The sequence below is a fragment of the Aliikangiella marina genome, from assembly GCF_007004765.1.
In the GTDB taxonomy this organism is placed as follows: domain Bacteria; phylum Pseudomonadota; class Gammaproteobacteria; order Enterobacterales; family Kangiellaceae; genus Aliikangiella; species Aliikangiella marina.
Map to the genome: position 1 here is coordinate 1,041,866 of NZ_VIKR01000001.1, position 19,103 is coordinate 1,060,968.

A 19,103-nucleotide genomic window follows, 5' to 3' on the forward strand; every position below is an offset into this window, starting at 1 on the left:
TTTTAAAAAAAACAATCCAAGGGTAACGCATGTTGACTTTGGTGGTTGAAATGCAGCCAACTTTATAAAAATAAATTGAAGTAGGGGATTAATATGTCGAATGACCATTCAAACAAAACAGTAGTAAGCAATCATTGGCTCAGTGCATTGCCACAATGGGTTATTGCGTTTGCACTTTTCGCCTTAGTGATGTTTATGGGAGTAAGTCTGGTAACTGGAACGCCTTTTAAAGCATTTAGTTGGGAATTTGGTTTTGGTGATGAAACGAGTACTGAAAATTCAGGGGAAATCGAAACCGTAAAATCGAACATAGCTTCTCTTAGCAATAAACTCGCTATTCTAGAAAGCCGTTTTAAAAATATTCCAACCATTGAAACTGGTGAAAGTGTAACTAATAAACTAAAAGATTGGACTCAAGTCACTTTCAATACGCAATTTGATACTGTGCCGAGGGTATTTGTGACCACTAAGTCTGAGTTGATTTATGGTTATCCAGTGGTTTTTGATGTTAACCAGTATGGGTTTAAAATTAGAATAGAAGATGCGATCAGCACTAAGCTAAATACCAAAACTGAAGTGCCATTTGAGTATATGGCAGTTTTACAATAGATTTTTAAAGTCAATCTTGCTGTCACATTTAAAGCGACTATTACATAGTTTCTATTGCGCAACGCTCAATTCGACAACCTCTTTTTTTGCTGCGGCCTGGATTGTAATCAGATATTCCTTATCGTTAACATCGTTTAATGAATCGACATTTGAGTTGAGTTGCGCAAGAATATTAAATTTGTTTTGTAGCAAGTCATAGGCCCATATTTGGCTTTTTTTGTTCACTGAATAGATAACGTCGCCGACGATTAAAAACGACTTTGATTTGCTGGTCTGGTTCGCTAACGCCTCTATTCGTTTTGGTTCTACCGCCCCCGGACGCCAATATTGTCCAAAATAGTCTTTAACAATAACTTCTCCGCTATCGCTTTTTTGAGCCCATAATACGGGGGTGTCACTGAGTTCACGGTAACTATTATTCAGCAAATTATACTCCACCGCCTTTGGCTGGCCATTGATCCGTAATAATAGTAAGGCTGTGTCGTTGCGACTATCCCACTGATAGAGAAAAATAACCGGGTGCATCAGAGAGTAGACTTCTTGACGCGAATCGAGTGTTACTCGATGAAGTATGCCATTCCCATTAACTAAGACACTTTCACCATCGGCTGACCAATCAATCCCATTGATGTAGGTATCCATCGGGAAGTTGGTCAGTTTTTTCGAGTTTGTTCCGTTACTAACCCAAACTTGCTGTTCACCAGAGCGTTCTGACCAAAATGCGATTAAATTACCCCCGGGCTGAAAGAGCGAGTAGTCTTCACCCAAGTTTGTTCGCTCAAAGCTTGAATAATTTTCGATTTCTTGAGGCGTCGTTTGAGTTTCTGATTCTCGTGGTACTTTGACAATATCACTATCATAAGGACCTTTTATCATTAACATCCTTTTACCATTGGGATGAAATTCTGGAAGTGCCATCCGATCACTAAAAGGTAAATCGATTTTTGCCACCTTGCCTTGATACGACAAGCTGAACAACTGTCTCCCGGTGCTAAATACAAGCTGTCGATTAAGTGGATCGAAGTTTGGATAAAGTGGTCGGTATTCCGCGATTTCCTCGGGACGCTGAATGGGGTGACTGGACATCAGTTTACCGCTAGGCTCTACTAATTCAATGTATTGTTTTCCGTCACTATGGAATCTGGACACTGCAAAAATGTCGTCCGATCGAGAATAAACGTAGTCGATGATATTTCCCGCGCCTGGCTTGTAGAGTTCAGCGCTTTGATCGCGCTCAGGGGAGTAACGAATAATCTTCCATTTGTCTGCGTAACTTTGCATAAGTGCAATGTCGCCATCGTTTAACCATATCGGCTTTTTAACATTCGAGTTTTTACAGCTTAAAATTATTTTTGGTTGTTGTGGTGTTGTGAGCGCTTTATGAAAGTTTAAACTAACCAAATCATAACAATCTTTTTGGCTAACTTGTTGGTAAACCGGTTGGTTGTTGGGGGGGGGCACAAGGGCCTGTCGCTAGAAAAACCAGTTGACTGCCGTCAGGGGAAAAGCTGTGTTTTCCATAAGCCCCCCAATTTTCAGTGAGTAATATTTCTTGTTGGCTTTCAATATGTTTAGCCCAGATTTTATTGACGCATTGTTTGTCTAAATAACGGTGAAAAACAATATATTGGCCGTCGGGCGAATAAGTGGCGTCAAACTCCTTGTCATCAGTGGCTGTTAATAGGCTTAATTGGTTAAAGTTCAATTTAGCTACGCCCTCAGAATTTTGATAGTGGTAGCTCAATAGTCCTAAAGCGACAATTGCTGAAAAGATAACAGCAATTGCCAACCTAAAGTGTCTTGATTTAGTTGTATCGAGTGTCTGATAAGGAATACTTTGTTGGTTTCGCGCTTTGGATTGAGCCGACGCAGGCTCGGTAATACGTGTATCGTCGTATGATTGAATGGCCCCATTTTTACTGTCCCAGCGGACGTCACACTCTAAACTGTAGCCTTGTTTGGCATGAGTTTTGATATACACATTGCCGCTATCACCCAGGGCTTTGCGTAATTGGGCGATGCTTTTTTGAAGCGTATTCGGTGAAACGGTCGTATCTTGCCAAACTTTGTCGAGTAACGCATCTTGACTGACGACTTTACCTTGATTTTCTGCTAAGTGAGTCAGTACTGCCAAGGCCTTGGGGGCTAAGGTCTGTGATTGGTCGTTTTGAGTAATTTGGTTGCGGGATAAGTCGATAAAAAATCCACCTATCCAATACTGGACTGACATACTGCCTCTAATTTCTTTTAATGTTTTAGTGCTTTACTGAGTCTAAACGAGTCATTTTTAGTTTGCATCAGTGTTGATTGTAACTAATTATAAGCTTTTGATAAATATACGGTAATTGAACGTCAGTAAGAATTCAGCAAGACGTCAGGTGGACTTCATGCCTTTTGATGATCGGTCGTGTAAATTTTTAGCTTCGATTTATTTTCCTTGTAAACTTCACTAAGAGAGAGTTATGAAATTGCGCGTTACATTAAGTTTATTGCTCGGATTTATTTCAGTGACCCTTCACGCACTCGAACAAAAGCCAGTCAATTATCCGAAGTTTGAAATAGCCAATACCCAAGTTATTCCGATTAAGGACACACATTCAGATCGACAATACGAACTTTATATCAAGCTGCCTAAAGGTTATGCTGATAAGCCGGAAAAGCAGTATCCAGTCATTTATATGACTGATGCGAAATTTCATATGGAGATCTTGTCCTCTGCGACATTTTTTATGTTTGAAGAGGTTATCCTCGTTGGGGTTTCCTGGCAAAAAGATATTGATCCTAGCTTAAAGAAGGAAGTTGGCGAGTATGTAAGCCGATTTCGTGATTATTCGATTAAACCGTCAAACAAAGCTGACAGGCAGGCTAAATACCAATTTGGCGGAGCCAATAAGCACTTAGCGTTTATTCGAAATGACGTTTTTCGATTTGTCGAACACAATTATCGAACTCTCACTGACGAACGGACCTATTTTGGGTTTTCTCTAGGCGGATTATTTGGTACCTATGCGTTGATGACTCAACCCGGTTTGTTTAAGAATTATATTCTTGGTAGCCCGAGTATCTGGGAGTTTGGACCTTATTTATTCTCACTTGAAGCCGAAGAACTTAAAAACCAAAAGTTAGCGTTAAATCTTTATGTGACCTACGGACAACTAGAAGAAGAACTCATCCCTCATATTGATCAATTCTTAAATGATTTAAAAAATAAGAATTACCCCAGCATTGCTTCACTAAACTTCCAAGTGATTGATGCTTCCGGTCACAGCGATTCATTTCCGATAATGGGCGTTAAAAGTATTAAGTGGTTATCGTCACAACAAAATAAAGGGGATAAGCAATGAAAGTTTGCACTTTTTTATTCGTCTTTGCGTTTGCCATCACTAGTCTACCCGTGCATACACAACAGGAATTTCCACTGTTGAAAGGACCGTTGATGGGGCAAAAAACGCCAGGTTTAAAGGCTGAGCCTTTTGCGCCTGGTGTAATTTCAAAAGAGGGCTGGGAGCTGGAAGGTGTTTTCGCGCCAGGTATAAATGAATTTTACTTTACGGTAGATAGGGGGATTTACTCGGGACCCAATAAAACCGGCTTCCGACCCACGGTAATTGGGTTTAAGCAAACCGATCGTGGCTGGGAAAAGTTCACTGAGTTTTTGCGCCGAGGAGAAGTAACGTTTTCGACAGACGGAAATCGAATGTATATGGCGAAAGGCTATCGTGAGCGTGTTGCTGATGGGTGGTCTGAACGAAAGAGTCTAGGGCCTATGTTTGATCGTGATGATTGGGGAATCATGCGCTTATCCGCTTCGTCTAAGGGCACCTATGTATTTGATGATTATAAAAACAAAGACACTATTCGTATTTCAAAGCTAGTAGACGGTAAACGCCAACAGCCAGTCAAAATGGGTGATGTGGTTAATTCGGGCAAAATGACAGCCCACCCTTTTATTGCCGCCGACGAAAGTTACCTAATTTGGGATAGTGAACGTAAAGCGGGTTTTGGTGACTCGGACTTATACATTAGCTTTAAACAAAAGGATGGATCTTGGGGGCAGGCAATTAATATGGGGTCGGCTGTAAACTCACAATATTGGGAAGCTTATGCTAGCGTTACTCCTGATGGTAAATATATTTTATTTAACCGCGGAAGAGATGAGAAAAACCAAAACGTTGATGTCTTTTGGGTAGATGCAAAGATTATTGATACATTGCGAAAAAAGGCTAACCTTGTTAATTTGATGACCGAGTAAAGGGTTTAATAAATAGCAACAGATGACATTGGTTTTTACCGCTTGGTACAGTTTCGACCGTTTAATCTAGTCTAGCGAAGCGACACATTAGCAACACGTTAAATGCTACGTCTCATTTGTCATCGCTAGGCTAAAGCTATTGCGAAAATCTTAATAAAAAACTCGTCTTGTTATCCGGTATCTTTGATGGAGTAAGGTTGTTCTCTTTGGAATGTTTCTTTCGCAGATTCAAGTTTATCGGCTTCCTCGAGTAAGGCGACTTGCATTTTTCGATACATTCGTAAAGAGTAAAAACTAAAAGGAGAGAAAAATAACTTGATAATTACCGGCATAAGTTCAATGGCAATAAAAAAGATTTTAAGTAGCCAGCTAAACATCAATGCCGCTTCACCGATTTCTGGATCTTTGTGGATATTTTTAAGTGCCAAGTAACGTCGTAACATCCCCGTTTTGACTTCATAGAAGAGGCCATCTTTCTCTAGTTTTTCGCGATAAACATCCATTTTTTGCTGCTTTTCTTCAATAGCTCGATTAAGCATAGTTCGAGCGGTTAATAGACTATCTTCAAGTCGTACGATAGTTTCTTTGTTGTGTTCGTAGTTTGCCTCAGTCATTTGAAAGTCATTGATGCTTTTCTGAACCTGATTAAGATCATCTAGCGCAAGGTTAATATCTGGCTCTAATGATTTTAGTTTTTCCTGAGTATTAACTAGGCTAGCTTCGAGTTGTTCAATTTGCTGACTGAGATCCGTATAAGTCGCAACCGCGCGGCGATACTTTGGACCCTCTGTTGGTGGTCGACCATCCTGCCCAGTGCGTTCGAGTAAGGCTTCGTTAAACCAATAGTTATAGTCTTCACGGGCTTTAGCTAAACGATTATTGATATAAGCAATCTCTGTGTAAAGTGCTTGTTGCGAGGTTTGCAATGCTTCGGACTTTTTTTGTTTGACCGCAAGTGTGTTGTTGAGTGTGTCTGCATCGTTTGAGCTTGCTGCCAATTCATAACGATTGTTTTGATCACTCAAACGTTGGATTTCAGTCTGAATATCCTCGACTTTTTTACGGTCGACACTGATACTTGTTTCTAATTCCTGTTCATATTGATCTAATCGAGAAAAATACTCTTGATTTTTTATATTTGACTCTTTCTGAATCTGTTCATCTATTGCATTTGCTTGTAGGCTAATCTCAGCCAATGTTGCCAGGCCCACAGCAATAATTAACGAGTAGATAATTCGTGGAATTAACCCAATGAAACCGCGAAATGAAAGACCTCCCTTAAACGGATTTTTTAAAGCCCAGTCAGAACCAATAATCGCTTGGTCTAGGAAAAACAAGGTAAGCGAAAAAATAACGCCGATAACAACCGCAGTTTTAAACTGCAAGAATAAAGAGACACCATAAGTGAATAACATACAGGTAAACGCAAAGGTAACGATTTGTCGAAACACCATTGCGTAAACTAAGGTGCGGTCATATTTTCCACATTCCCTCAGGACTTCGTAATCAGTTAAGGACAGAAATGAGAAAAGCTTAAAGATTAACCCTTCTTTTTTGATTTTTTTCTCAAAATCATTGTTAACCGCCACGACCGGCTTATTCTCATTTATGGCGTTGTCCGACATTGAGCGTCTCCCTAGAGTTGTTTATCACCAGACCCGTAGCTGAGAGGATTTTTAGCTTATTCATTAAGTCCTTAAAATAGTATGACGATGGAATGTAAATTAAGTTGGTGGTTGTTTGTAAGAAATTATGTTTAACATTTGAGAATGTATTTATCGATTAAAATATGCGCCAAAACTATAGCTTCATAAACAGACTGTAATAACATAAACTAAAAATAGAACTTACAAGCAGCTAAAGAAATAATGGCGTAAGGCAAATAGGTGTTGCTGCCACAAGCTATCTTAAGAATAAATATTCGATGACTGTAAAGGAAGGAGGGGGGTTAAGTGCTAAGTAGGGTGCCTTAGCACTTAAATTTAGGTGTGTCTTATTAGTCAGAGTGGAAAGCAATTGGCGCTTAACGTCTGGTACTAAAGGTTTTGCTATTAAAAATAGGTAAGGAACTAGTAATAGTTACTTTTAATTAGTCGCTTTTCTCTTGATGTTACTCCGCGTTGTGGTACACATTTTGTACGTCGTCTAAGTCATTCAACATCTCTAAAAATCGATCAAACATTTCTTGGTCAGCTTCAGGGATAGCTACTGTGTTTTGTGGCACAAACTGAATTTCATCAACTTCAAACTCTATTCCATCAAAAGCGTCGGTTAGCGTTTGTTTCGCTTTAAAGTACTCGTTTTGCGGTGCAAACACAGTAATTTTATCGTTTTCACATTCGATATCGGTGACATCAACATCAGCCATCATTAATGCATCCAAAGCGGCTTCTTCGTCACTTCCAGGGAAGACGAAAATGGCACTGTGGTCAAACATGTGACTGACACTACCTTGGGTACCGATTTTGGCTTTTGTTTTGGTAAAACATACCCGGACATCGCCAAAAGTTCGATTCGGATTGTCTGTTAAGCAATCTACAATGACCATACAATTCCCTGGCCCAAAGCCCTCGTATCGAGCAACCGAAAAATCTTCGCCGCCGCCGCCCTCGGCCTTTTTAAGAGCCTTATCAATGACATGTGCCGGAACTTGGTTGCGCTTGGCTCGCTCAAGTAATGAGCGAAGTGCTAAGTTACCGTCGGGATCACTGCCGCCAGATTTGGCAGTAACATAGATTTCACGACTGAATTTACTGTAAACCTTAGCATTCGCATCAGAGGTTTTAGCCATTGATTCTTTTCGGTTTTGATAAGCGCGACCCATTGTAGCTTCTCTCTTAGTATTTTCTTAAATCGATTGGTTGCTAGTACGGCGCTAATTTTAACACCAACTCAGCTCAGGTTGGTATCTATAATCTAGACCCTCTTTCAGGCAAACTCATCGTATTGCCAGCTCGTAAGCGTTTATCATTCATAGTGGATACTTTCTGTTCGTTTTTTAATCAAATACAATCGTTGTTTTTATCGCTTAGCGCTTAGTAAGGCTGTCAGTCGTTATAGCCGTTTGATTTCAAAACCCTTAGCAGTCAAAAAAGCTTGTAGTGAGCCTTCGCCGGCTAGATGGCCAGACCCAACAGCAATAAATGTTTTTCCTGAACCTTTCATTATCTTAGCTATTTGTTTAGCCCAATCTTGATTGCGATTAACTAATAGTCGCTCTTTGAGGGTGGGGGTTTTATCCATTTCTTCATTTAATGTTTTCGCCACGGCTTCAACATCACCGCGCTGCCAGTTTTTGATAATTTCGTCGAGCATACTTTGATTTTCAAGTAAATCAGGAATTCCTGCTTCAAACATTGCAACTTCTTCGTTGGCTGACATAGTGCCAAAAAAACGAATTTGTTGTTCGATCGTCTCAAAATATCTGAGCGTTTTGCCAGACTGCTTGGCTTGAGTGTACAAAATACCATCAACACCGGATTCTGGATCATAACCATTAGCAACGAGGTGCTGAACTGAAAGGTTGACCGCAACAAACCAGGGACGCATTGGTTCAAGGCTAGCTAGTGCAGAGGAGGGCATTCCAAGACCTTCGACTGCGACCTTGAGATCCTCGTAGGCCTCTTTGCTAATCAGCGACGATAGCATCACGCCATTTGGGTTTTGAATATACGGAAGCATCACTTTAAACATCTCTTCTTGGGTGATTTCTTCCGTTGGCGCTTCTAGATAAACCGTATCAGCTTGCTCAAATGCATGCTTAATTTTATCGGTTTGCCATAGCGTTTCAGGTTTAAGAATGTGGATTGTTCCAAAAAGCCAAACTTCGCTATTTTCATCTGATATCTTCCATAGTGCAGGTCCTTTCGCAAAACAAACGGTGGAAGAAAAAATAAATGTAAGAAGAATGAGGGATAATGTTTTTTTCATTGACGAGTACTCAAGAATTATTTTCATGGTGTTTTTATCTGACTTTAAATAGCACAATAATCAGTATTAATGATATATCGACCTAATCAATAAGAGAGGGAATCGCTTGTGACCAAATCACATTTGCTAAGATAAGCTGTGGAAATTATCTAAAGCAAGCATAACATTTATGCTGAATAATGGTATCAAAAACTAATCAAAAAAACGAAGCTAAAAAGCAGCTATAAGAAAATAGCTAAATCAAATTCAGCGTAACTAAAGAAAACAAGACTCTCGCTTGGTTTTATGACGAATAATTGCTTAAACTTATCAATTCTATGCTGACTTGGCTGATATCGGCTTAACATTGTCAAAAGTTAAAGTGTCAAGTCGATCGTTTTCCTCACTGCCGGTTAAATTTCGTTCTCGGTGCCATTCAATATTGGATTTAACGATTTCAGCTGGCCGGCCGGCCAAAATAACATTTTCTTGGTCGAATGCTTTATTGACTAGAGAACTGTTAGCAACAACTGATCCGCTTGGGATAACACTGCCTTTTAAAAATACGCAGTGAGAGGCAACCCAAACATGCTCTCCAAAGGTAATGTCCTTTGCATAGTTTATACGTCTGCCGCTGTCTCTTGATATTATTGCATGAGAGTCTCCCGTTCTTACATCAACGTCATAGGAAAACATGCAATCATTACCAATCATGAGTTTAGAGCCTGACTCAGTTGCTGAGAGTAGGACGCCTTCAAAAGTTGAGTGTTCGCCGATAGAAATGAAACAATTGTCATCTTGCATCCAAATTTCTGACGGACCGTTGAATTGACAGTTTTGACTGACAATAACTTGGTTAAAATCGCCAAAAATATTAAATGAGACCTGATTGAATTTTACGCCTTCATGGATGATGATTGTATTATGGTTACCTTGTATATTGAAGACAACGGAGGTTAAATCAGAACCATTGTTTTGTACAAGGTTGTTTTCACCTGCGATATTTTGTTCACCTAAAAGCTTACGTTTTTTCTTCCTGGAAATAAAATAAAACATGATATTCTCTCCTATATTGAAGTGCATTGAGGAGAAGGTGAAGGGTCCATTTTTTCTTCACCAATTTCAGATGCCAGGACAGACTATCTGTAAAATGAATGAGTTTATCAACTTTATATTGCAATAAGAGATTATCAACTTGTTGAATTTTTAGCGTGTTGCTATGGAGAACTGTAGTCGGCAATAACCCAATAAGAAAAACGGTCTTTGTGACGTCGATCACTTCGATAGACTGTAAGTTAAATGCTGATCTGTTCACTCTTTAGTGGCGTAAATATCAATCAAACAATCGAAATGAATAGTAGAAAGCACTGATTGAAAGCACTAACCGAAAGCAACGGTAGAGAAATAAGCTTGCAGATATGCTGCTAAATATTTTAATAACTGAATTAGTAATGGAGAAATGGTTGTGAGTTTTATGGATTGGTATAACACATTGGAAAAGCCAAGCTGGACACCTGATCCGTCATTTATTGGGACGATGTGGTCGATACTCTATCCAATAATAATAGTCTCTTTTGCCTACGTATTTATTCAAGCATTTCGCGGTAAGTTTCCTAAAAAAGTGGCGATTCCTTTTGCGATAAACTTAGTCGCTAACGTAATATTTACGCCTATCCAGTTTGGCTTGCGCAATCTTACCTTGGCATCTATCGATATTCTAGTGATTTGGGGGACAATTGTTTGGATGATTCTAGCGATATGGAAACATAATCGGTACGTTGCTGTTGCTCAAATACCTTATTTGATGTGGGTCTCTGTAGCGACAGTTCTTCAGCTATCGATTAATATCATGAACTTTTAAATAGTCGTTACGCGGTTTGAAATAGAGTACCAGTACTAGCGAAAAAATAACCCGTTAAAGCGGCATAAAAAGAATAAGCAATAAAAGAATAAGCAAAAAAAAGCAGAGACTGATAGTGTCTCTGCTTTTTAAATTTCATTTTGCTGACTACAATTAGAAATTGTAAGTCCAGGTTAATGAAGTGGTTCTGCCAAGCGGCGAGTACATTCTTTGATCATAGTAAGGCCATGCACCCAATCGATTGGTTGGCGCTTCCTCATCAAGAAGGTTGCCTAACATAAAACTTAAGCGATGGTCACCGTGCTCATAGTTAAGCTGATAGTCAACTTTACTATAGGTTCCTAGCGCAAAGTTTTCATCACCGTGTGCTTCTACATAATATGAAGAAAGATAATGAGTGACGTCACCTTTTTTCCAAGTCAGTACCGTCGAGAAACGATTTTTCGGGAACAGGTATTCACCTTCGAAGTCGATGGTTTCACCAAGCGCTGCGTTAACTCGCTCTAATTTGTTTAAATGAGAGACATTAACTTTTAACTCTAAGTTGTCAGTGAACCCAAATCGAGCAGTGAAGTCCATACCTTGTGCAGTTTGACTCTCAAGGTTGAGAAATGGATCAATAACAAAATCAATCGTATCGTCCGGGTTTAAAATAATTAAGTCACCGTAGATAAGTTCATCGTTTTCGTCAACCGCAGTTAATATTGTGTTGACGCCAAGATTGGTGATCATATCTTCGACTTCAATTTGCCAGAAATCAAATGATGCCATTAGTCTTTCGTCAACGTCGAAAACAAAACCAATGTTGAAACTTTCTGATGTCTCTGCATCTAACTCAGCATTCGCTTGTTGAATAAAGGGCACGCTACCGACACTACCTGAAACTTCATCCGTGTAAAGCTCAAATAAGTTAGGCGCACGGAATCCAGTACCATAAGAAGCACGAATTAAAGTCGATTCGCTTGGTTTGTAGCTTAGTGATGCTTTTGGATTAACACTTGAGCCAAAGTCACTGTAGTCGTCATAACGCAACGCTAAGTTAAACTCGACTGTGTCACTTGCCGGAATGATAAATTCTCCGAACAACGCAGTAACTTCTCTATCACCTTCCGCTGCTGAACTTCCTAAACCGACGACATCGCCGTTGATAATTGCAGCATCTGACGTGTCTCGTATAAATTCTTTTCTAAACTCAATACCAGTCGCGAAGAGTACGGCACCGGCTTCAACCTCAGTTAATTCGCCAGAGAGTTTAGCGGCAAGTGCCGTTTGGTAACTTTTACCTTTGTGGTTGAAACTGCTGGTAAGATCGGCAATTTGAGCATTAGTCAAAGGTTGAAATGGATTAACCTGCTCATTCTCGATAGCATCAAAAAAGTTAATTGCGTCATCTCTTAAAATCCAACCATCAGCATATACTTCATCCACATTGGTTAAGCTGTGGCTTAATTTGATATCAAAATCCATCTCATTGATCAGACCTTCAAAACCGACAACAAAATTAGTGTTTTTTGCTTCTGTTTCAATAGATTGTAATCCAATCTCATTAAATCCACGGTAAAACAACATGTTTTCGCCTAATGGATTAAATGGATTAGTCGCTGAGATGAAAAAATCTGAGCCTAAAAAGCCGAATGGTACATCAGAAGTTGTATCGATTTGGCTTAAACTTAAGCCGGTGTAAAGTGAATTTTCACCGAAGTATCGAGACCATTTTAACGACAGAGACATACGTTCATTTTCAGGAATGAGTTGTCTTTGTGCTGCCCAGTCATTGACACAAAAATCGCCTGTGACGCTAACAAAAATATCGGCTGCGTCTTCAACTCGCGCACATTCGCCCGCAGGAGTAGATATCAAGTTACCCATTCCATCCAGAGTGATAAACGTTCCAGGGGAACTAAAGAGGCTGGTTTCAGATAAATTAAGCGAACTCGCTTCGTCAATATCACCACCGAGAAGCGAATCATACTTTTGGAACTCAGCAACAAATACTAAATCATTGTCATTATCTGAGAAGCCACTTAACAGAGAAACGCTGTTGCTTTGGTAATTCGAATCAGTTTGAACAGTATTTACTTTAAGCTCATTGCCAATGAAAGTGCGTTTTGTAATAACATTGACAACACCGGCAATAGCATCAGAACCATATACTGCAGACGCGCCGTCTTTTAAGATTTCAACACTTTCAACCTCTGCAAGAGGAATTGTGTTTAGGTCAACAAAAGCGACGCTGCCGTTTTGCCCGAAAGGATAACTGGCTAAACGACGACCATCAATAAGGACCAACGTACGATCAGAGCGCAATCCTCGGAGGTTATAGCTTGCAGCCCCGGGTGTAAAACCGCTCGTTTGCTGATTATTGAGTGCGCCACCATTGTTTAAGACGGTAGTTTCAAGCAAACCTGATAAAGTTGTTGCTCCAGAGCGATCGATGTCTTCTCTGTTGATGATAGTTAAGGGAGAAGAAGACTCGTTTTCAATTCGCTTAATATGCGAACCAGTAATAATGATCTTTTGGTTATCTTGGCTCGCTTCCGCAGCTAAAACTGACTGGCCGCTTGTTGCGAGACAAACAGATACCGCAAGAGCAATGGGGTTTAACTTACGCATAACTACTCCAAATTCTGTTTGGTGGCTTGAAAAAAGCGCGCAGTTTACGGATTGGTCATTTTTTGTCAATGGTACTATTCACTAAAGGTTGGACCTGTATTTCAAGTATTTCTACCATCGTTCAAAATATGCATCTCAAAACAAGATGTTAGTAGGGTTTTTAATGCCGGTGTCTAAATTTTGACATATGATAAAATATTGAAAAAAAAGCAAAAATATTAAAAATACGCGGAAAAATACATTAGAAAAAACTAATGCATGAACGATTTAAAATGTGCTAGTCATGCTCATTGGTCAGTCGTATTTTACGAATGGCCGTATTTTGAGGGGTAGAGCATTTTAGGGGAATGTAATAGCGACAAAAGTAAGCACAAATGGAAGGTATCGATATGAAGAGTTTGATTAATTGTTATTGGTTCACATTTAGTTGCTTTAAAAAAGTACTATTTATACCGATTTTAGTCTTTGCAGGTGGATGTAATACCATTGATATTAAACACATTAATGACTCAATTTCTCAGGCGCAATTGCCACTTGATGAAAAGACGGTGATTGCCGGTTTGAAGCAAGCTCTAGAAATTGGCACAGCCAATTCAACGGTTAAAACAAGTCGCAAGGATGGCTTTAACCGTAACGCATTGATCAGAATCGAAATCCCACAAGAGCTACAAAAAGTTGCTGATGCACTCAATAGATTGGGGCTAAGCCGATATGTTAACGACTTTGAAGTACAAATGAACCGTGCTGCTGAAAACGCTTCTGGTGCGACCAAAGATGTCTTTATTGAGAGTATTAGTCGGATGTCTCTGCAAGATGCTTGGTCAATTCTTAACGGTCCGGATGATGCCGCTACCCAGTATTTTCGACGAGATGCAGAGCAGCAGCTAAGAGGACGAGTAACGCCAATCGTTGAAAACTCGATGCGAAAAGTCGGGGTATATTCTGATTATCGCAAAGTCATGTCGGCCTATAACGCTATTCCATTTGTCAAAAAGCCGAAGATTAATTTAGAAGCTTATGTTACTCAAAAAACACTAGATGGCCTATTCAAAATGGTAGCAGAGGAAGAAGCAAAGATTCGACGTGACCCCGGCGCAAGAGTAACCAAGTTGTTACAGCGTGTTTTTAACTAATCGCTAGACTAATTTCGTCGAAGTGGTTTTCTCAATGACATTTTTAAGCCGAGTAGCGACAGAATTAGCACGGCAGCGAGGCCGATTACTCCAAGATACTTGTCGAGGGTTTTATTTCCGGTCCATTGTAAATAGTGTATTTTATACATTTGATCGATAAACTCAGTATCTGGGCCGATTTGTCTTAAGGACAATGAGTTCCAATCCAATGTAATTTTTATTTGCTTGTCTGTAGTGACAAGAAAGCGACCATTTTCCAGTGCTTCTATTGACACCGTATTACCGTAACGCTCGCTGTTCATTTGAGTTGCGTCATCGATCAGTTTTTTTATCGCTTGTTTCGTTGGCGACGCCAATCGCTCATAGCTGCTCGGATCGAGCTGTACCCAGCCCATGTCCTCTTTAATTAATAAATGTTTGCCTAATATCGTTTTGATGACTTTGATTTGTTGCCAATTTTTTTGAGGCGTATAGCTAATCGTCGCGACTAGTGGATAAGTTCGGACTGATAGGCTCTCATAGGCCGCCTGATAACCAGGTTTAATAAAGAAAAATAGACCCGTAATCACCCAACCTATAAAAGGCAGGAGCAATGTGATGCCAAGATATTTATGAAGTTTTCTCATCGGCTTTTTGTTTTTCTAAATGATGCGGTATTATCCAGTTAAATTTGGACGAAGTCATTATCAAGTTTTGTGAGTTGGTTTTTAGTGCTTGATAGTTTGATTAGTAGACCGTTATTTAGTGGGTTAAATCTTATATGTCAAAATCAATAAAAACGATACTAGCGCTATTAACCTTGGTTATTGTTACTTTTCTTATCTACTTGCTTTTTTGGCCAACGCCGCTACAACCCCAAGTCTGGCAACCATTAAAAAACGGCGGTTATACCGGGCACTTTCAACACAATCAGCGGTTAGCACTCGCAAAGCCTTTTTCAATCGGTAGTTTCCGTGGTCCTGAAGATATCGCGATCGATAATCAAGGGAATGTTTATCTCTCTAGTGATACTGGCGATATCTTGAGAATCGAAGCGGGAAGCAACCGAGTAGAGAGCTGGATTAGCACGAATGGTCGACCACTTGGAATTGATATTGCATCGGACGGCTCGCTGATTGTAGCGGATGCACATCGAGGTCTTTTATCGATTTCCCCTGAAAGAAATATTAAGTTGCTCAGTCAGTCGGCAGATGGGGTGGTATTTGGCTTTACCGATGACGTTGATATTGCTGAGAATGGTAAGATTTATTTTTCTGATGCGTCAAGTAAATTTAGCGCGAAAAACTTTGGCATTCACGATGCGACAATACTTGATTTATTGGAGCAAGGTGGAGACGGCCGAATTTTAGAATATGATCCAAAAACGGGTAACACTAAGACGTTAATCGATAACCTTTATTTCGCCAATGGTGTCGTCGTTAGTCCAGACCAAAGATTTATATTATTTACCGAAACCAGTCGTTACCGGATATCCAAATTTTGGTTAAAGGGAAAGAGGCGGGGAGAGCTGGAAGTTATATTAGATAATCTACCAGCGTTTCCGGATAATATTTCCGTCGGCGAAGACGGGCGGTTTTGGGTAGCGTTACATGCGCCACGTAATAAGATTGTTGATGCGCTCGCCGGCTCGCCATTTCTAAGAAAATTTGTTTATCGGTTACCAAAATTATTTCAACCCAAACCGATTCTTTATGGGCATCTGATTGCGATCGATGAAGATGGTAACGTTTTATTTGACCTTCAAGATCCGTCCGGAAAAGTTTCTAAGTTAACCAGCGTAATCGAAAAAGATGGCACGCTTTATCTAGGAAATTTACAGCACGAATACTTCCATACGATTCAATGGAAAAAGAGCCTCGATTAGGAGGCTCTTCATCGCTCTAACTAAAACAAAAACTAGCAACTAATCTAAAATTGCATCGACCAACTGTTAAGGGTTCCGCTGTCACCGTTGTAGTGGTCTCTTACGCGTAACGTCCAAACGCCAACAGTGTTGCCTGATAGTTGAACTGAGTAGGTTTCTTTGATGTCTTGGCCACCATCTCGGCCATTTTTCGATTTTAGATTGTAGTAGGTTCCATCAGGTGCATAAAGTCGCAAACTAATATCACCCCGATAGCTATGACTGATGTCGACTGATACCGAAGCTGTTGATTGTGTTGAACTGATTTGCACATCGATATCCCGATACACTGTTGTTCGATCAGGTAGCGCGATTGAGGCTATGTCTTGGTAGTAGGTTGGGGCACTAGTCGGTGCCGTAACCGTAACCAGTTGAGTGACCAAATCAGTCGTACCCTCTGCTGATGTAACCTCTAATGAAACAGAGTAGGTACCGGCGACACTGAACGCATGATTGGTTGTTACGCCATTGGCGATATTACTGTCTCCAAAACTCCAATGATAAGTAGTGATTGAAGAACCGGTTACGCTGCTGGTTGACCCATCAAAATTACAACTTAAATCATTGCATGAATAAGTAAAACTCGCTACTGGTATTGAAGGGGAAGAGCCACCACCCGTGAAGCTTTGGCCACTGTTAATACTGGCTGAAGTATTGGTGGATGGAGCTTGCCACGTAAAATCAGCGTACTTGCTACCGGTTCCAGCGAGTTGTAATGAATAACCAACGGGGGTTGAAGTTGTTTCAGAGACGCCAATATTGACTGAAGTCATACCTGAAGCTGGGCCGTTGGTCGCGGTCAGAGTACCTTCATAGCTAATAAACTGGACAACGTTTCCAGCGTTATCGACTAAAGCGAGACCATCAGGAGAACCATTTTGCATACCCGAGAACGCAAAACTTAAAGTGCCAAAACCGTTAGATTGATTAGGAATTACGCCTGAGAGACTAACGGTTTTGTAGCTAGAACCACCATTACCATTGTATCCGATTACACTCCATCCGGATAAATTAATGCCGGAGCTTCCAGCAATTTCAACAAACTCATTTGTGTCGGTGCTACTGTTATCGTAATGGAATTCGTTGATCCAAGCTTCATTAGCGCCGCTACCGCCGCCTGAATTAGTGACCGCTGAAGCGACTAAGCTAGCAGAAGATTCATTGAAACTGGTATCGATCGCAGTGACATAATAGTCATATGCGGTACTTGCTGGAAGTGACGAGTCAGTGTAACTATTTGTCGTTAAAGCCGCAGAAGTTTGCTTAATAAAGTTATTCGCGCCAGCATTGCTGCGATAGACATGGTAACCGGCGAGATCCGATTCTGAATTGCTGTTCCAACTTAAATTGACCTGAGCGTCACCGCCGTTCGCCGCGAGTCCAGTTGGTGTATTCGGGGCCGTCGTATCGCCGCTACCTCCTCCTAATCCAGAACAGTCATTGGCAAAAACACATGCGACATATTCGGGGTTATCAATAAACGGATTGCGGTTTCCTTGGTAACTATAAACGATGTCGTTTCTTCTTCGCTCCATATCATCGACTGGATCGTCATTATGCCACTGAAGGAGAACCGTTTTTAAACCCATATAAGCGACGGATATGTTTGAACCCGTATTAGATTGCTCAATCAAAGCACGATCATCAGTCAACCTTAAATCAGGTTCACTAAAGCCTGTTATCCCGTGGGTGCCGCCATCATAACGCACAGCCATGTACAATAGTGCTCTTGCAACCTCTCCTCGTCGTCCAGTCCAAGTTTCCCACTTTCCTTGGGTAAAAGACCCTGCAGTCCAGTTTGATTGGTTGGTAGTGCCGCCGCGGTTGTCATTGAATTCGGTGGTTTTTTCAGTACAGCCTGAATCACAATTATCGTAGGGCTTGTTACTCCTGCTTGAGTTGTAACTGCTATCAGAGATAAACAAGTGGTGAGCGTCTGTATAAGCATAGTTACTGCTGCCATCTGACGGAAAACCATAGGATTTTGGCCAGCTGTGTTCACGGTTATAAAAGGAATTGCCGCCGCCTTGTTTTGCGTAAGAAGCATTTTTGTAGATATCGAGAACGTTTGAACTGTTGTTAGGATCTTGGTCGGCTGATTCTAATATATCCCATGTATCTGTCGCAGAAGATGTATAAGGAAAGCGTTGATGGTCGTCGATGATTTGATGGAGGGAGTCGTGCAGAGCTTGAGGGGAGGAGGTGTTTACAGAGTTGTAATAACCAGGAGGGGCTGCAGCTTGGGCTATCGAACATACTCCTACTACTAGCCATATTGAACTAGACCTGACCCAGGTCTTGAAATAGTTAAATTTCATGTGAAGTACCTTTTTAGTTTTGTTGTTGTTTAAGTTACTGAAATCTCAATTAGTGAGTGGCCGAAATTCTTTATTTATTTTTAAGGGTAAAACCATCGGTCACCGCGCGGCTGTGAGTTTGCTCAGTCTATATGACTAAAAAGTGACAAGCCATATCTCCCTAATGCGATAAAGCTGACTGATTAGTTAAGTTAGTTGACCGATTGTTTAATTTTTAATAATTTGAAAGGTGTACAAATAAATAATTTAAAGAGTTAAGGTTTACTTATTGACCATTTGGACAGGATTCATACAAATGGCGCTTTTTTATACAAATTAATGGGGTGGGAATTGATCGGCTAAACGACCTGTAAATTCGCCAAATATTTAAAACGAAATCGATGAAATTTTGTGCATTGCGAAATTTATACTCACAAAATAAATTCTTATAGAAGCGTGGGAAAATTAAGATTAATTGAGATATTTGATTGCAACAACTGTCCAGTAAAACCCTTGTGTGACCGCA

General features: G+C 40.4%; 15 protein-coding genes. 6 read left to right on the forward strand and 9 right to left on the reverse strand.

The window, feature by feature from the left end:
* The first annotated feature begins 93 nt into the window (after positions 1-93).
* Positions 94-609: an H-type lectin domain-containing protein gene (locus FLL45_RS04580; protein WP_142940801.1), complete on the forward strand. Its 516-nt coding sequence runs from the start codon at positions 94-96 to the stop codon at positions 607-609.
* 51 nt (positions 610-660) lie between these two features.
* Here FLL45_RS04580 and FLL45_RS22890 read toward each other — a convergent pair whose 3' ends face one another.
* Positions 661-2,010, reverse strand: a complete 1,350-nt coding sequence (locus FLL45_RS22890) for a TolB-like translocation protein (protein WP_210247108.1) — start codon at positions 2,008-2,010, stop codon at positions 661-663.
* 19 nt (positions 2,011-2,029) lie between these two features.
* Positions 2,030-2,839, reverse strand: coding sequence for a winged helix-turn-helix domain-containing protein (locus FLL45_RS22895; protein ID WP_210247109.1), 810 nt, complete (start codon positions 2,837-2,839; stop codon positions 2,030-2,032).
* A gap of 232 nt (positions 2,840-3,071) precedes the next feature.
* Between FLL45_RS22895 and FLL45_RS04590 the strand changes: the two genes are divergently transcribed.
* Together FLL45_RS04590 and FLL45_RS04595 are read left to right on the forward strand one after the other, a co-directional pair.
* Complete coding sequence (locus FLL45_RS04590; protein WP_142940802.1) at positions 3,072-3,953, forward strand: alpha/beta hydrolase; 882 nt, start codon at positions 3,072-3,074, stop codon at positions 3,951-3,953.
* On the forward strand, positions 3,950-4,861 hold the full coding sequence (locus FLL45_RS04595) for a TolB-like translocation protein (protein WP_142940803.1): 912 nt from the start codon (positions 3,950-3,952) through the stop codon (positions 4,859-4,861). The genes FLL45_RS04590 and FLL45_RS04595 overlap by 4 nt, the downstream gene beginning before the upstream one ends.
* A gap of 170 nt (positions 4,862-5,031) precedes the next feature.
* Here FLL45_RS04595 and FLL45_RS04600 read toward each other — a convergent pair whose 3' ends face one another.
* The 4 genes from FLL45_RS04600 to FLL45_RS04615 form a co-directional block, all read right to left on the reverse strand.
* A complete protein-coding gene (locus FLL45_RS04600) occupies positions 5,032-6,486 on the reverse strand; it encodes a DUF4407 domain-containing protein (RefSeq protein ID WP_142940804.1) in 1,455 nt (484 codons plus the stop codon).
* Between the two features lie 485 nt (positions 6,487-6,971).
* Positions 6,972-7,685 (reverse strand): YebC/PmpR family DNA-binding transcriptional regulator, encoded by a 714-nt coding sequence (locus FLL45_RS04605; protein WP_142940805.1) that lies wholly within the window; start codon positions 7,683-7,685, stop codon positions 6,972-6,974.
* A gap of 230 nt (positions 7,686-7,915) precedes the next feature.
* The gene (locus tag FLL45_RS04610) at positions 7,916-8,791 is read right to left on the reverse strand and encodes a TraB/GumN family protein (protein ID WP_185964330.1); all 876 of its coding nucleotides are present in this window, start codon (positions 8,789-8,791) and stop codon (positions 7,916-7,918) included.
* A 315-nt stretch (positions 8,792-9,106) separates the two neighbouring features.
* A complete protein-coding gene (locus tag FLL45_RS04615) occupies positions 9,107-9,826 on the reverse strand; it encodes an LbetaH domain-containing protein (RefSeq protein ID WP_142940807.1) in 720 nt (239 codons plus the stop codon).
* Positions 9,827-10,244: 418 nt separating this feature from the next.
* On the opposite strand from FLL45_RS04615, the gene FLL45_RS04620 reads away from it, so the two are divergent.
* Positions 10,245-10,631: a TspO/MBR family protein gene (locus FLL45_RS04620; RefSeq protein ID WP_210247110.1), complete on the forward strand. Its 387-nt coding sequence runs from the start codon at positions 10,245-10,247 to the stop codon at positions 10,629-10,631.
* A gap of 153 nt (positions 10,632-10,784) precedes the next feature.
* Here FLL45_RS04620 and FLL45_RS04625 read toward each other — a convergent pair whose 3' ends face one another.
* The gene (locus FLL45_RS04625; protein ID WP_142940809.1) at positions 10,785-13,244 is read right to left on the reverse strand and encodes a TonB-dependent receptor plug domain-containing protein; all 2,460 of its coding nucleotides are present in this window, start codon (positions 13,242-13,244) and stop codon (positions 10,785-10,787) included.
* 389 nt (positions 13,245-13,633) lie between these two features.
* Here FLL45_RS04625 and FLL45_RS04630 point away from each other — a divergent pair, with 389 nt between their 5' ends.
* Positions 13,634-14,377 carry a DUF4197 domain-containing protein gene (locus tag FLL45_RS04630; protein WP_142940810.1) on the forward strand — a complete coding sequence of 248 codons (744 nt, stop codon included), beginning with the start codon at positions 13,634-13,636 and terminating at the stop codon, positions 14,375-14,377.
* An 8-nt stretch (positions 14,378-14,385) separates the two neighbouring features.
* Here FLL45_RS04630 and FLL45_RS04635 read toward each other — a convergent pair whose 3' ends face one another.
* Complete coding sequence (locus FLL45_RS04635; protein WP_142940811.1) at positions 14,386-15,003, reverse strand: hypothetical protein; 618 nt, start codon at positions 15,001-15,003, stop codon at positions 14,386-14,388.
* A 134-nt stretch (positions 15,004-15,137) separates the two neighbouring features.
* Here FLL45_RS04635 and FLL45_RS04640 point away from each other — a divergent pair, with 134 nt between their 5' ends.
* Positions 15,138-16,241, forward strand: a complete 1,104-nt coding sequence (locus FLL45_RS04640) for an SMP-30/gluconolactonase/LRE family protein (protein WP_142940812.1) — start codon at positions 15,138-15,140, stop codon at positions 16,239-16,241.
* A gap of 44 nt (positions 16,242-16,285) precedes the next feature.
* On the opposite strand, the gene FLL45_RS04645 is transcribed toward FLL45_RS04640, so the two are convergent.
* On the reverse strand, positions 16,286-18,598 hold the full coding sequence (locus tag FLL45_RS04645; protein WP_142940813.1) for an endonuclease: 2,313 nt from the start codon (positions 18,596-18,598) through the stop codon (positions 16,286-16,288).
* Positions 18,599-19,103 lie beyond the last annotated feature (505 nt).

What these genes read in the sequence shown, in the direction of transcription:
- FLL45_RS04605 (WP_142940805.1), bottom strand. Translation starts at nt 7,685, where the DNA reads ATGGGTCGCGCTTATCAAAACCGAAAAGAATCAATGGCTAAAACCTCT.
- FLL45_RS04610 (WP_185964330.1), bottom strand. Translation starts at nt 8,791, where the DNA reads ATGAAAAAAACATTATCCCTCATTCTTCTTACATTTATTTTTTCTTCC.
- FLL45_RS04590 (WP_142940802.1), top strand. Translation starts at nt 3,072, where the DNA reads ATGAAATTGCGCGTTACATTAAGTTTATTGCTCGGATTTATTTCAGTG.
- FLL45_RS04580 (WP_142940801.1), top strand. Translation starts at nt 94, where the DNA reads ATGTCGAATGACCATTCAAACAAAACAGTAGTAAGCAATCATTGGCTC.
- FLL45_RS04595 (WP_142940803.1), top strand. Translation starts at nt 3,950, where the DNA reads ATGAAAGTTTGCACTTTTTTATTCGTCTTTGCGTTTGCCATCACTAGT.
- FLL45_RS04630 (WP_142940810.1), top strand. Translation starts at nt 13,634, where the DNA reads ATGAAGAGTTTGATTAATTGTTATTGGTTCACATTTAGTTGCTTTAAA.
- FLL45_RS04600 (WP_142940804.1), bottom strand. Translation starts at nt 6,486, where the DNA reads ATGTCGGACAACGCCATAAATGAGAATAAGCCGGTCGTGGCGGTTAAC.
- FLL45_RS04620 (WP_210247110.1), top strand. Translation starts at nt 10,245, where the DNA reads ATGGATTGGTATAACACATTGGAAAAGCCAAGCTGGACACCTGATCCG.
- FLL45_RS04640 (WP_142940812.1), top strand. Translation starts at nt 15,138, where the DNA reads ATGTCAAAATCAATAAAAACGATACTAGCGCTATTAACCTTGGTTATT.
- FLL45_RS04635 (WP_142940811.1), bottom strand. Translation starts at nt 15,003, where the DNA reads ATGAGAAAACTTCATAAATATCTTGGCATCACATTGCTCCTGCCTTTT.
- FLL45_RS22895 (WP_210247109.1), bottom strand. Translation starts at nt 2,839, where the DNA reads ATGTCAGTCCAGTATTGGATAGGTGGATTTTTTATCGACTTATCCCGC.
- FLL45_RS04625 (WP_142940809.1), bottom strand. Translation starts at nt 13,244, where the DNA reads ATGCGTAAGTTAAACCCCATTGCTCTTGCGGTATCTGTTTGTCTCGCA.
- FLL45_RS04645 (WP_142940813.1), bottom strand. Translation starts at nt 18,598, where the DNA reads ATGAAATTTAACTATTTCAAGACCTGGGTCAGGTCTAGTTCAATATGG.
- FLL45_RS04615 (WP_142940807.1), bottom strand. Translation starts at nt 9,826, where the DNA reads ATGTTTTATTTTATTTCCAGGAAGAAAAAACGTAAGCTTTTAGGTGAA.